The organism is Pseudooceanicola sp. NS-SX8 (assembly GCF_057380755.1).
Genome location: NZ_CM170819.1, coordinates 153,452 through 165,577, shown reverse-complemented (window position 1 = coordinate 165,577; position 12,126 = coordinate 153,452). Strand labels below are relative to the sequence as shown.

11 protein-coding genes and 1 tRNA gene are annotated in these 12,126 nt (G+C 67.1%); 6 read left to right on the top strand and 6 right to left on the bottom strand.

Going from position 1 to position 12,126, the window contains the following annotated elements:
• Positions 1-50: 50 nt before the first annotated feature.
• Positions 51-1,589, bottom strand: coding sequence for an alanine/glycine:cation symporter family protein (locus tag AC2IR1_RS00645; RefSeq protein ID WP_486474354.1), 1,539 nt, complete (start codon positions 1,587-1,589; stop codon positions 51-53).
• Between the two features lie 10 nt (positions 1,590-1,599).
• The gene (locus AC2IR1_RS00640) at positions 1,600-2,037 is read right to left on the bottom strand and encodes a universal stress protein (RefSeq protein WP_486474353.1); all 438 of its coding nucleotides are present in this window, start codon (positions 2,035-2,037) and stop codon (positions 1,600-1,602) included.
• Positions 2,038-2,305: 268 nt separating this feature from the next.
• Between AC2IR1_RS00640 and AC2IR1_RS00635 the strand changes: the two genes are divergently transcribed.
• On the top strand, positions 2,306-2,647 hold the full coding sequence (locus tag AC2IR1_RS00635) for a DUF2853 family protein (protein ID WP_486474352.1): 342 nt from the start codon (positions 2,306-2,308) through the stop codon (positions 2,645-2,647).
• Between the two features lie 558 nt (positions 2,648-3,205).
• Entirely contained in the window at positions 3,206-4,033 is an 828-nt protein-coding gene (locus AC2IR1_RS00630) for a sulfotransferase family protein (protein ID WP_486474351.1), read from the top strand.
• A gap of 800 nt (positions 4,034-4,833) precedes the next feature.
• On the opposite strand, the gene AC2IR1_RS00625 is transcribed toward AC2IR1_RS00630, so the two are convergent.
• From AC2IR1_RS00625 to tsaD, 4 genes are read right to left on the bottom strand one after another with little or no spacing between them, the layout of a single operon-like run.
• A complete protein-coding gene (locus tag AC2IR1_RS00625; protein ID WP_486474350.1) occupies positions 4,834-5,256 on the bottom strand; it encodes an EVE domain-containing protein in 423 nt (140 codons plus the stop codon).
• A complete protein-coding gene (locus tag AC2IR1_RS00620) occupies positions 5,256-5,534 on the bottom strand; it encodes a YciI family protein (protein WP_486474349.1) in 279 nt (92 codons plus the stop codon). The genes AC2IR1_RS00625 and AC2IR1_RS00620 overlap by 1 nt, the downstream gene beginning before the upstream one ends.
• Complete coding sequence (locus tag AC2IR1_RS00615; protein ID WP_486476459.1) at positions 5,531-6,496, bottom strand: NAD(P)H-dependent glycerol-3-phosphate dehydrogenase; 966 nt, start codon at positions 6,494-6,496, stop codon at positions 5,531-5,533. Before AC2IR1_RS00615 ends, AC2IR1_RS00620 begins: the two co-directional genes overlap by 4 nt.
• 29 nt (positions 6,497-6,525) lie before the next feature.
• Positions 6,526-7,617: a tRNA (adenosine(37)-N6)-threonylcarbamoyltransferase complex transferase subunit TsaD gene (gene tsaD, locus AC2IR1_RS00610; protein ID WP_486474348.1), complete on the bottom strand. Its 1,092-nt coding sequence runs from the start codon at positions 7,615-7,617 to the stop codon at positions 6,526-6,528.
• Positions 7,618-7,693: 76 nt separating this feature from the next.
• On the opposite strand from tsaD, the gene AC2IR1_RS00605 reads away from it, so the two are divergent.
• From AC2IR1_RS00605 to AC2IR1_RS00590, 4 genes are all read left to right on the top strand, one after another.
• The gene (locus AC2IR1_RS00605) at positions 7,694-8,422 is read left to right on the top strand and encodes a uroporphyrinogen-III synthase (RefSeq protein ID WP_486474347.1); all 729 of its coding nucleotides are present in this window, start codon (positions 7,694-7,696) and stop codon (positions 8,420-8,422) included.
• Between the two features lie 50 nt (positions 8,423-8,472).
• Positions 8,473-9,858: a COG4223 family protein gene (locus AC2IR1_RS00600; protein ID WP_486474346.1), complete on the top strand. Its 1,386-nt coding sequence runs from the start codon at positions 8,473-8,475 to the stop codon at positions 9,856-9,858.
• Positions 9,859-9,871: 13 nt separating this feature from the next.
• The gene (locus AC2IR1_RS00595; protein WP_486474345.1) at positions 9,872-11,449 is read left to right on the top strand and encodes a heme biosynthesis HemY N-terminal domain-containing protein; all 1,578 of its coding nucleotides are present in this window, start codon (positions 9,872-9,874) and stop codon (positions 11,447-11,449) included.
• 88 nt (positions 11,450-11,537) lie between these two features.
• Positions 11,538-11,613, top strand: a tRNA-Thr gene (locus AC2IR1_RS00590).
• Positions 11,614-12,126 lie beyond the last annotated feature (513 nt).

The following is a 12,126-nucleotide window of genomic DNA, read 5'->3' as shown; positions in this document are numbered from 1 at the left end:
GAAGGGGCCCCGGTTTTCCGGGGCCCCTTTGGTTCATTACGGTCCGGGCCTTAGCCGAACTTCTTGATTTCACCCGATTTCAGGCGCGACCAGTAGGAGTCCAGCTCCCGCTTCACGATCGGCATCAGGAAGTACAGGCCGGTGATGTTCACCAGTGCCATGGCAAAGATCGCCGCGTCGGAGAAGTCGATCACGGGGCCAAGGCTCATCGCGGCGCCGATCACGACGAAGATGCAGAAGATGATCTTGAACGACAGCTCCTGCGCCTTGCCCTCACCGAAGAGGTAGGTCCAGGCCTTCAGCCCGTAGTAGGACCAGGAAATCATCGTCGAGAAGGCGAAGAGGATCACCGCCAGGGCCAGGATGTAGGGGAACCAGGAGATATTGGTCCCGAAGGCGGCAGAGGTCAGTGCCACACCGGAGGCATCGCCCACGGTATCGATACGGCCTGCGGCTTCGTTCCAGATGTACTTGCCGGTTTCCGGATCCTGGATCATGACGCCGGTGATGATGATGACCAGCGCCGTCATGGTGCAGATCACCACGGTGTCGATCAGCGGTTCCAGAAGCGAAACGAAGCCCTCGGTGATCGGCTCCTTCGTCTTCACGGCAGAGTGCGCGATGGCGGCGGAGCCCACCCCGGCCTCGTTCGAGAAGGCCGCACGCTTGAAGCCCTGGATCAGGGCGCCGACGAGGCCGCCCGCAACGCCCAGCCCGGTGAAGGCGCCGGCGAAGATCTGACCAAAGGCCCAGCCGATTTTGTCGAAGTTCATCAACAGGATGATCAGTGCGGCACCGACGTAGATGATGCCCATGAAGGGCACGACCTTTTCGGTCACCTGGGCGATGGATTTCAGGCCGCCCACGATCACCGCGAAGACGATCGCGGCAAAGATGATGCCGGTGATCCAACCCGGGTAGTCCCCGACGATATTGGTGATCTGCGCATGGGCCTGGTTGGCCTGGAACATGTTGCCGCCACCTAGGGCGCCCAGCACGCAGAAGATGGAGAAGAGCACGGCCAGGATCTTGCCCAGGACCGACTTGCCGCCGGTCATCCCCTTGGACAGGTAGTACATCGGCCCACCCGACACGGAGCCGTCGGAATACTCGTTCCGGAACTTCACGCCCAACGTGCATTCGGTGAACTTGGAGGCCATGCCCATCAGGCCGGCGAGGATCATCCAGAAGGTCGCGCCGGGCCCCCCGATGGAGACGGCAACCGCGACCCCGGCGATGTTGCCAAGGCCGACGGTGCCCGAAAGCGCGGTGGCAAGCGCCTGGAAGTGGCTGACTTCACCGGCGTCGTTCGGATCGGAATACTTCCCTGAAACCAAGCCGATGGCATGGGGGAAGGCGCGAAACTGGATGACGCCGAAGTAGACGGTGAAGATGGTCGCGGCGACCACCAGCCACAGAACGATCCAGGGGAAGTTGGTGCCCGGAAGGGGCGAAAAGATGAAGCTGACGAAGGGGCCGGTGGCGGCGCCGACAACGTTGTTGATCGCTTCGTCGACCGAGGCGCGGGCCCCGGAGGCCAGCAGCGTCAGCGCCGAGGCGAGCGCGAAGGACTTGGAAAATCGGGTCATCGGCATCTCCTCAGGGCACGATCACGGTGGGAACGGGGGCGATCTGCGCAAGGCCCAGGGGGACCGAGCCGAAGACGCGTGCGGCGACCGAATTGGACCCGGACCGACCGACGAAGATCATCGCGGCAGCCTTCTCCGTGGCAATTCCGGCAATGAGTTCAACAACTTGGCCATAGCGGATCTCTCCGGTGCCGGTCAGGCCGGCAGCGCTGATCCTGGCCAGCGCAGGCTTGATGATCGCCTCGTCCGCGCGGGCAAGTTCCTGCTTGCGGCGGGCGTGACGCTCCTCGATCTCCTGCGGGGTCAGGAAGGAATAGGGCGACCATTCAAGGACATGCACCACGTGCAGCGCGGCGTCGTCCTTCTTCGCCCGGGCGATCGCGTAATCCAGCAAGGTGCCGGAATCGTCGTCCCCCTCATAGGCAACGACGAAAATTTCGTCAGACATCTTAACTCTCCCTCTTAATTTTTGCGGGTCCCGCTGCGGTTTCCCGCGGGGCTCGGGCCCGGAATGCAGCTGCTGCCGCATAGCGTCAGACTGGCAATCAGAGGGACTTGTGTCATGAGTTATTTACATCTTTTCCGGTCCGCAGCCTGCATACAGGCGAATTTTTCCCAATAATGAATAAAATTGGCAATTTTCCTGACGGCTTTTGCTGATTAACCTTCGTGAAGGGGTGGCAGTGGCGCGGCCCCGGGACAGGAAAGGGAAGACCATGGGCAAACGTGATGAGCTGATCGCCAAATATGCCGAGGACCTGAAGACCAAATGCGGCATGGAGCCGGACATGGACCTGCTGACGAAGGTGACCATCGGTTGCGGCCCGTCGATCTACGATGCGGATGCCTCCACCGTGGCATCTTCGCAGCCGGGGGAACTGGAAACCGTGAAAACCAACTTCCTGATCAAGAAACTGGGCCTTTCCGATGGGCCCGAGCTGATGGCGGCGATCGAGAAAGCTGTTGAAACCTATGGTAAATCCGAGCGGAACAAATATCGCGCCGTAATGTATTACCTGCTGGTCAAGGCCTTCGGCAAGGAAGCCGTCTACGCCTGACACCGCCTGCGAAACCGCCCCTTTTTGCCGCCGATCCATCGGATTTTCGGTATTCGGCATTTGCCCGGCGCGGTGGTTTCGCGCTATCCCGGGGTACGGCCAGGACGGCCCGGACCTTTTCAGAGATCACGTGTGGTGCGTAGGGAGCACGTGGGGTGACGGAGGGTTCGGCCTGTGGTCGTGCCCTCCGTTTTCATTTGCGAAATCCCATTCTGCGCCGCAGAGAAATGCGCGGATTCCGCGGGGTATTCACAATGCCCAATTGAATCGCGAAGTCCCTGAAATCCCCGGATTAAAACGTCGGTATTACGTCGGTATCGCGTCGGTATTGCGGGGGTGCATTTTGGCCGGTGGATCGCTTCCGCAGGACGGGCTGGCAGGACGGGTCGGGGGGCGTGCAGGTGCCCTGCCAGCCCTGCCCTTCGTGGCCGGGTCCTGCTGCCGCGTCCCCGCTGCCAGGATGCCGCAGGTCATGGTTAAGTGGTGCTTAAGACATGCCCGCTAGCCATGAGGTGCGGCGTCCCGGGCGCCGTGCGACGGATCCAGGGCGAGGCAGCGATGACAGGGACGACAGAGGTGGGGACGACAGAGGTGGGCACGACAGGGGTGGGCACGGCGCCCGGCGCAGGGCACCACATGCGCAAGGTCTTCATACTGGGCGCGCACCGGTCGGGCACGTCGAAGCTTGCCGCCTACTTCAAGGACGTGCTGGAATTCAGTGGCTACGCCGAGGGGCATGTCTACCGCCTGCTGAACCACATGCAGCAGGGCAAGGCGAGCATCATACGGTCGATCCCCAAGAACGGGTTCGAGGTGAACCGCATCGGTTTCGACGAGGTGTTTCGGGCAGTCACCCTGGCCATGGATGAGCTGATCAGCGCCCATCACGGCTATCGCGACCATTACGACAAGACGCCCGGTTTCCAGATGATCTATGCCGCGCCGATCCTGCACCGCTGGCTGCCGGAGGCGAAATTCATCCACCTGCACCGCAATGGAATCGAGAACGTCCGGTCCAACCTGCGGCTTTGGCCGGGGCGGGAGTTCGACCTGGCCTGCGAGATGTGGGCCTCTTCCATCCGGGCCTATTTCAAGGTGGAGGCGCAGATCGCGGACAGGCTGCTGACGATCCGCCACCAGGAGCTGCTGGAGGATCCCTGGGCCTGCCACTGCCGGATCGCGACGCACCTTGGCCTGGAGGCGGAGATCGCGGAGCCGGTCATCCGCGACTATTTCGCCAGCGGAAGCAGCACGAGCACCCAGGGTCTGGACCAGATCCGGCGCGACCCGATGCTGGACCAGACCGGCTGGACCGGGGCGCAGATGGACAGCTTCGAGCGGATCTGCGGAGAGGAGATGAGGCGCTGCGGCTATGTCTACAAGTGAGAGATGCGCGCGCATGGGTGCGGGGCTCATGGCCGGGTGGTGATGGCCTTGCGGGAGCTGTCGCTCAGTGATGGTCGCGCAGGGACGGTTACGGGCGTCGGGTTCCCTTGGCCGATCCTTGGCCTGACGGGTGACCGGCGCATCCGTTGGCCTGCCGGTGACCGGCACAAGCGTTGGCTGGCATGGCTGAGAACCGGCGTGGCTTAGAACTGGCGTGGCTGGTCGCTGGCATACCCGGCGGTTTGCATGGCGGGTGGTGATGACATCCGGGCGGGAGCTGTTGTCGGGACGGGGCGACGGGACAGGTAGGCGGCGGGACAGGTAGGCGGCGGGTCGGTCAAATCTGCCTTGCCCTGTTTAAGAGGTCAGCTGGAGACGCCGGTTGAAACCGCAGCCTGGGGTGTTCGCCGAAGGTGCCGGGAGGTTGGGCGGCTTGGAGGGGCGGCCCCAGGGAATGGGGCGATTTGCCTTGCCGGACGGGAGGGCAGGATGGGCCCGTTCGATTGGGTCTTCCGATGAAATTGCCAGAGGGAATTGCCTAAGGGAATTGCCCGATGAATTTGCTTCGGGGGAATTTGCACGGGTGAAGCGCCCGACGGGCCTTCCGGATCGGAGCAAGGGGATGGCCAAGAGAGAATGGCCAGAAGGAAGGGACGGGGGAATGTATGGGGGCGATGGACGGGGCAATGGATCTGGGGGAATGGCCAGAGCGGCAGGCGCGGGAGCCCGTGGGTGGCCCCGGGGGCGCCAGCCGGGCGAGGCCCCACGCGGGCAGGCTCCACTTGGGCAGGCGCCGGAGGTCAGCTCGGGTCCGTCGCGCCCAGCTCGCAGACCCGGGCCCATTCTTCCGCTGTCACCGGCTGCACCGAGAGGCGGGAGTTCTTCACCAGCACCATGTCTGCCAGCGCCGGATCGAGCTTGATCTGGTCCAGGGTCACGGGCGTCGTGAAGGGGCGCACCGCCTTGATGTCCACGCATTCCCAGCGCGGATCCCCGGCCTTGCTGTCGGGGTGGGCCCGCGCGATGACCTCGACGATGCCCACGACCTGTTTCTCGTTCACGGAGTGGTAGAAGAAGCCACGGTCGCCCAGGGCCATTTCCCGCATGAAATTGCGCGCCTGGTAGTTGCGCACGCCATCCCATTCCTCCCCCGCGTCGCCCTTCGCCACCTGGTCGTCCCACCCCCAGGTGTTCGGTTCGGATTTGAAGAGCCAGTAGCGCATCAGAGACCCACCACCTGCTTGAAGCCCTTGATCTCCACCGAGGCGAAGAGCCCGGCCTTGGCGTAGGGATCGCCTGCGGCCCAGGCTTCGGCCGCGGCCATGTCGGCCACGTCGAGGATCAGCATCGAGCCGCACATGTTGCCCTCCGCATCCAGCATCGGGCCGCCGAAGGTGCCGGCGCCGGTTTCGGACAGGTAGGCCAGGTGGGCCTCGCGGTTGGCCTTGCGGATTTCCAGCGCGCCGGGCTTGTCATGGGCGATCAGGACGAAGGTGGTCATGGGGTTTCCTCTTTCAACGGGCGCGACAGCAGTTGCGCCATGGCAGTTTTCACATCCAGCCGGGCTTCGACAAGTCCGGTGACGGCGGCGGTGATCGGCATGTCCCAGCCCTTTTCGCGGGCGAGCGCATCGGTGGCGCGTGCAGTGGCGGCGCCTTCGACGGTGACGGCGGGGTCGAAGGTCTCTCCGCGGCCGATGGCGAGGCCGAGGCGGTAGTTGCGCGACCCTTCGGAGGTGCAGGTCAGCGCCAGGTCGCCGAAGCCCGAGAGCCCGGCCAGCGTGGCGGGCGAGGCGCCGAGCGGGGTGGCCATGCGCGACATCTCGGCGTAGCCGCGGGTCATCAGGGCGGCGCGGGCAGAATCGCCCAGGCCCGCGCCGATGGCGGCGCCGCAGGCGATGGCGATGACGTTCTTCAGCGCGCCGCCCAGTTCCGCGCCGGTCACGTCGGTGGTGCGGTAAAGGCGCAGGTGCGGCGCCTGCAGCTGATCCTGCAGCCGTTCCGCCGTGGTGGCGTCTTCGCAGGCAAGTGTCAGCGCGGTGGGCAGGCCGCGGGCGATGTCGGCGGCGAAGCTGGGGCCGGTGAGTACCGCCGGGGTGGCATCGGGCAGGGTCCGGGCCAGCACTTCGGAGGCGCGCAGGCCGGTCGAGAGTTCGATCCCCTTGCAGCAGAGCACGAGGGTGCGGTGGGCCAGTTGCGGGGCGAAGGTCGTGGTGACCTCCCGCAGGGTCTGCATCGGCACGGCGAGGAGGACGGGGCCGTCGGGCGGCAGGTCCGCGATGTCGGAGGCGCAGGTGAGCGCGGGGTGCAGGGGGATGCCGGGCAGGCGGGGGCAGGTCCGGGTCGCCTGCATCTGCGCCATGGTGCCCGCGTTGCGGCCCCAGAGCCAGACCGGCGCATGGGTGGCGAAGGAGGTGGCGAGCGCGGTGCCGAAGGCGCCGGCGCCCAGCACTGAAACGGGCACGGAAACGGGCACGGAAACGGGAGTGGCGGTCATGCCTTGGCGCCTTTCTTGCCGGAGCCGAGCAGAGCGGGGGCGCGTTTGTCCAGCGGCCAGCGGGGCCGGGCCGACAGCGTCATGTCGTCCTGCGCGCCTGCGGCGAAGCGTTCCAGCCCGGCATAGGCGATCATCGCGCCATTGTCGGTGCAGAGCGCCAGCGGCGGCGCGGTGAAGGTCACGCCCATGTCGGTGCAGAGCGATTGCAGCGCCGCGCGGATCGGCCCGTTGGCGGCGACGCCGCCGGCCACCGCCAGCAGGGGCGTTGCGGGCCTTTCGGCGAGGTAGCGGGTGAGGGCGCGGCGGGTCTTCTCCTCCAGCACGTCGACCACGGCCTGCTGGAAGCCGGCGCAGAGGTTGGCGCGGTCCTTCTCGTGCAGGGCGTCGCCTTCCAGCAGCTTGTCGCGTTCGCGCAGCAGGGCGGTCTTCAGCCCGGAAAACGACATGTCGCAGCCGGGCCGGTCGAGGAGCGGGCGGGGGAAGCGGATGCGGGTCGGATCGCCGGTGCGGGCGCAGGCCTCGACCGAGGGGCCGCCGGGCTGGGGCAGGGCGAGGAGGCGGGCGGTCTTGTCGAAGGCCTCGCCCGGGGCGTCGTCGATGGTGGAGCCGAGGCGGGTGAATTCGGTGGCGGAGTGGACCAGCAGGAACTGGCAGTGGCCGCCGGAGACCAGCAGCATCAGGTAGGGGAAGGTGGCGCCATCGGTGAGCCGGGGTGTCAGGGCGTGGCCCGCGAGGTGGTTGACGCCCACGAGCGGCTTGCCGGTGGCCGCGGCGATGCCCTTGGCGCACATGACGCCCGAAAGCACGCCGCCGATCAGCCCGGGGCCCGCGGTGACGGCGATGGCGTCGATCTGATCCAGGGTCATGTTGGCGGCGGCCAGCGCTTCGGCCACGGTGGTGTCGATGCGTTCGGCATGGGCGCGGGCGGCGATTTCGGGGACGACGCCGCCGAAGGCCGCGTGCAGGTCGTTCTGGCCCTTCACCACGGAGGACAGCACCGTGGCGGCGCCGGGCGTGCCGGTGACGACGGCGGCGCCGGTGTCGTCGCAGCTGCTTTCGATGCCAAGAAGTGTCAGCGTGCGGTCCATGGGGGCTCCGTTGCCTAAGCTGTCGCCCGGAGGTAACACCGGGGGAGCCCTTGGACAATGGCGAGGCGGAGCGGCCATGGCGCCCATCCTTCTGATCACCCGGCCCGAGCCGGAGGCCGGCGCGCTGGCGGCGCGGCTGGAGGGCTGCGGGGCGCGCGCGGTCGTGTCGCCGCTGACCGGCATCGCCTTTCGCGACATCGTGATCCCCGGGGGGAGCGAGGTGATCTTCACCTCCCGCAACGGGGTGCGGGCCTTTGAGCGTGCAGGCGGTCGGGCAGGGGGGCGGGCAGGTGGGCGGGCCTGGTGCGTGGGCGATGCCACGGCAGAGGCGGCGCGCGCGGCGGGGCTGGAGGCGATATCCGCCGGGGGCGATGCAGAGGACCTGCTGGCGCTGCTGTTGAGGGAGCGACCGGGGGCCGAGCTGTGCCATGTGCGGGGCGCCCAGCACCGGGGGGACCTGGTCGCGCGGCTGGTGGCGGAGGGCCTGCGCGCAAGGGCTGTCGAGGGCTACGGGCAGGTTACACTGGCGCCGACGGAGGCCGCGCGGGCGGCCATGCGGGGGCGGGCGCCGGTGGTGGCGCCGGTCTATTCGCCGGGCGCCGCAAGACGGTTGGCGGAGGCCTGGCAGGGCGATGCGCCGCTGCTGGTTGCCGCGATAAGCGCCGCCGCCGCTGCCCCGATCAAGCATTTGGCAAGGAATGCCCTTTCCATTGCCGCACAGCCAGACGGCGAATCCATGCTGACGGAACTCGCTGGACTTATCGCCGCAGCGCATCAGCTTGAGACCGGGAGGGGTGCCGTCTAAGCTGAACGCGGTGGCCGCGCCGTGGTGGCAAGAATCGAAGGGGTTGAGCATTGGCAGGTAGCAGGGACGACGAGACCGAAAAGCTCACGCCCGGGGCGGAGCAGGCAGACAGCACCCCCGAAAAGGGCGCGGAGACGCCGAAGGAAGACGTCGAGACCGGAGAAGCATCTGACGCGCTGGTCGCGCCGGAGCATGACCCGTCCGATCCGGAGCCGGATGTGCCCGCAAGCGATGCCGCAGCTGCCCCTGATGTTTCCCCCGAACTTTCCGCGCCGGAGCATGATCCGCGCGATGACGCCGCGGTTTCGGGCGATGAGGCCATCGCCGCCCCGGATGTGGAAGAAGCGGGCGAGCTGGACATCCTGGACCCCGACGAGGAGGGCGCCCTGTCTTCCAGCGACGATGTTCTGGGCGAAGAGGACACCAGCGGGGAGAGCGCGATGCCGCCCCCGCCGCCGCCTGAACCTGCGCCTGAACCTGAACCCGCGCGCCGCAATACCTTCGTTCCGGCGCTGCTGGGGGGCGTGATTGCCGCCGGCATCGGGTTTGGCGCCGCGATGATCGCCTTCCCGCCCACCGACACCGCAGAGCTGGAGGCCGCAGCGGCCCGCAACAGTGCCGATATCGCCGCGCTGCAGGACAGCGCCTCTTCCAGTGCGCAGAGTTCGGACATCACCGCCCTGCAGGCCCGCGTGGGTGAGCTGGAGAGTCAGCTTTCGGGGCTGGGCGATGATATGTCCGCCGCCACGGGAGAGCTTTCGGCGCTGACCGACCGGGTGGCGGAGCTGGAATCCCGGCCGCTGTCGGAAGGGGCAACGGACGAGGCCGTGGCCGCCTACGAGGCGGAGCTGGAACGGCTGCGCCAGTCGATGCAGGACCAGAAGGACGAGATCAGCCAGATGGTCAGCGACAGCCAGGACCTGAAGGCCGAGGCCGCCGCCACCGCGCGTGACACGCAGATCCGCGCCGCCCTGGTGAAGCTGAACGGCGCGCTGGAAGACGGATCCAACTACGAGGCGCCGCTGAAGACGCTGTCCGAACTGGGGCTGGAGATCCCGGCGGATCTGGAGGCCAATGCCACGGGCGGCGTGCCGACCATGGCCCGGCTGCGCGCCGATTTCCCCGATGCCGCCCGCGCCGCCCTGGCCGCGACGCGCGACGGCAGCCTGGGTGGCAGCTTTGGCGATTTCCTGAAGAACCAGCTGGGCGCGCGGTCGCTGACCCCGCAGGCGGGGGATGATCCGGATTCGATCCTGTCCCGCGCCGAGGGCAAGCTGAACGACGGCGACCTGTCCGGCGCCCTGGTGGAGCTGGACGGCCTGCCCGAACCCGCGCTGGAGGCCATGCACGGCTGGCTGGAACCGGCGCGGACCCGGGCGCATACGCTGGATGCGGCCGAGGCGCTGCAGGCCAGTGCTACCGATGTAACGAAGTGAGGAAGGTAACCCGATGCTCTGGTCCCTGATTAAGATCCTCGTCTTCGTGGTGCTGGTCGCCGCGGCGACCTATGGCGCCTCCTACCTGCTGGAACTGGACGGCGGCGTGCGCATCGCCATGGGCGCGACGGAGTTCAACCTGACCCCCATCCGGGCCGTGATCGGGTTGCTTCTGCTGGTGGTGGCGATCTGGCTGCTGCTGAAGCTGGCCGGGCTGACCATCGCCCTGCTGAAGTTCATCAATGGCGACGAGACCGCGTTGAGCCGCTATTTCGACCGCAACCGCGAGCGGAAGGGGTTCAACGCGCTGTCCGACAGCCTGATGGCGCTTGCCTCCGGCGAGGGGCGCCTGGCGATGTCGAAGGCCCAGAAGGCGGAGAAATACCTGGACCGGCGCGATCTGACGACGCTGGTCATCGCCCAGGCGGCGGAGGTCAGTGGCGACAAGAAGCGCGCCGAGGAGGCCTACAAGAAGCTGGTCACGGATGAGCGGACGCGGTTCGTCGGCGTGCGCGGGCTGATGAAGCAGAAGCTGGCCGAGGGCGATACCGAGAAGGCGATGAAGCTGGCGGAGAAGGCCTTTGCGCTGAAGCCGTCGCATGTGGAGGTGCAGGATACCCTGCTGAAGCTGCAGGCGGCCAATGCCGACTGGAAGGGCGCGCGCGGCACGCTGAAGGCCAAGCTGCGCCATGGCGCCCTGCCGCGCGACGTGCACAAGCGCCGCGATGCCGTGCTGGCGCTGAGCGAGGCCAAGACGGTGATCGCCGAGGACAGCACGATCGAGATGCGGGAGGCCGCGATCGAGGCCAACCGCCTGTCGCCCGACCTGATCCCGGCGGCCTGTTTCGCCGCCCGCGCCTATGTCGAGCAGGGCAAGCCCAAGCTGGCCGTGCGGGTGCTGAAGAAGGCCTGGGAGGCGTCGCCGCATCCCGACCTGGCCGCCGCCTTTGCCGCCATCGAGCCCGACGAGGGCGCGGAGGAGCGGCTGAAGCGGTTCCGGGTGCTGACCCGGGTCCATCCGGAGAACCGCGAAACCCGGCTGCTGCTGGCAGAGCTGAACATCGCGGCGGAGCATTTCCCCGAGGCGCGGCGTGCCCTGGGCGATCTGGCGACGACGAAGCCCGATGCCCGCGCGCTGACCATCATGGCGGCGGTGGAGCGGGGCGAGGGCGCGTCGGATGCCATCGTGAAGGGCTGGCTGACCCGGGCCGTGTCCGCCCCGCGCGGGCCGCAATGGACCTGCGAGAACTGCGGCCAGGTGCATTCCGAATGGACCCCGGTCTGCGAGAACTGCGGTGCCTTCGACACCCTGGCCTGGAAGGACGCCCCGGCGGCCGAATACCAGACGCCCATGGCGCAGCAGATGCTGCCGATGATCGTGGGCCGTGTCGACGAGGCGCCGGGCCATCTGCCCGGTTCCAACCTGCCCGTGTCGCCTTCTGCAGCTCCGTCTGGGGCTCCTGTTGCGCCGGAGGATGCACCGGAGGAGACGCCTGCAGCCTCCGCCACCGAGGTCCCCGATGCAGAGGTCCTGCCCCCCGAGGAGGAGCCGGAGACGGAGAAGTCCGCCCCCATCGGCGGCAGCCGGTAAACGGAGCGCAATTAGCGCTTTTCCAAGTGGCGTCGGGGTGCTATAGCCCCGGCCCACGAGGCCCGCTCAGCGCGCCTCGGAAGGAAGTGCCGGTGTAGCTCAGCTGGTAGAGCACGTCATTCGTAATGATGGGGTCGGGGGTTCGAGTCCCTTCACCGGCACCACTTCCTCCGCCAAAGCCCCACGCAGTTCGGAAGGTCTTGCCAGGGAGTTCCCCTGGTTTGCTGCCGCCTGTTTGTAGCCCCGCCGAGGCGAATAGCTTGATCGCCTGGCCTTTGCTGCCGTGGCGTGCCTGCAGCTTTGGGTTCATGCCGGGTTTGGGGCGCCCTTTCGGGATATTGCATTTGCAATGCCCTGTCTGGTCAGACGGCGGGGCCCCTGTTTCGTGCCCGGGCTGGACGCCGTGCGAAGCGGCGTCAAATGGGCGGCGTAAATCATCATGAGTCTCTTCATGGTCGTTCTTGCCTGCCAGCGCGGTCAGCAATTGCGCGGGGATTCCCTTCTCACGCCATGGCTTCCAGCAATTGCACCGGGTTTCGGGGGCTTTTCGCGGCGCTGCCGGGCACGGTTCCCCGCAATTGTGATGGCCCGGCGCAGCGGTGCGTCCCTGCGGGGTAACTCATTGCAATTGATGCGGATAATCGCCCTCTGGGGGACGGCGGCCATCGACGGGCGGC

Excerpts from the sequence above, each read along its gene's own strand:
- AC2IR1_RS00620 (WP_486474349.1), bottom strand. The coding sequence starts at position 5,534 with ATGACCACCTTCGTCCTGATCGCCCATGACAAGCCCGGCGCGCTGGAA.
- AC2IR1_RS00605 (WP_486474347.1), top strand. The coding sequence starts at position 7,694 with ATGGCGCCCATCCTTCTGATCACCCGGCCCGAGCCGGAGGCCGGCGCG.
- AC2IR1_RS00630 (WP_486474351.1), top strand. The coding sequence starts at position 3,206 with ATGACAGGGACGACAGAGGTGGGGACGACAGAGGTGGGCACGACAGGG.
- AC2IR1_RS00640 (WP_486474353.1), bottom strand. The coding sequence starts at position 2,037 with ATGTCTGACGAAATTTTCGTCGTTGCCTATGAGGGGGACGACGATTCC.
- AC2IR1_RS00635 (WP_486474352.1), top strand. The coding sequence starts at position 2,306 with ATGGGCAAACGTGATGAGCTGATCGCCAAATATGCCGAGGACCTGAAG.
- tsaD (WP_486474348.1), bottom strand. The coding sequence starts at position 7,617 with ATGGACCGCACGCTGACACTTCTTGGCATCGAAAGCAGCTGCGACGAC.
- AC2IR1_RS00625 (WP_486474350.1), bottom strand. The coding sequence starts at position 5,256 with ATGCGCTACTGGCTCTTCAAATCCGAACCGAACACCTGGGGGTGGGAC.
- AC2IR1_RS00595 (WP_486474345.1), top strand. The coding sequence starts at position 9,872 with ATGCTCTGGTCCCTGATTAAGATCCTCGTCTTCGTGGTGCTGGTCGCC.
- AC2IR1_RS00645 (WP_486474354.1), bottom strand. The coding sequence starts at position 1,589 with ATGACCCGATTTTCCAAGTCCTTCGCGCTCGCCTCGGCGCTGACGCTG.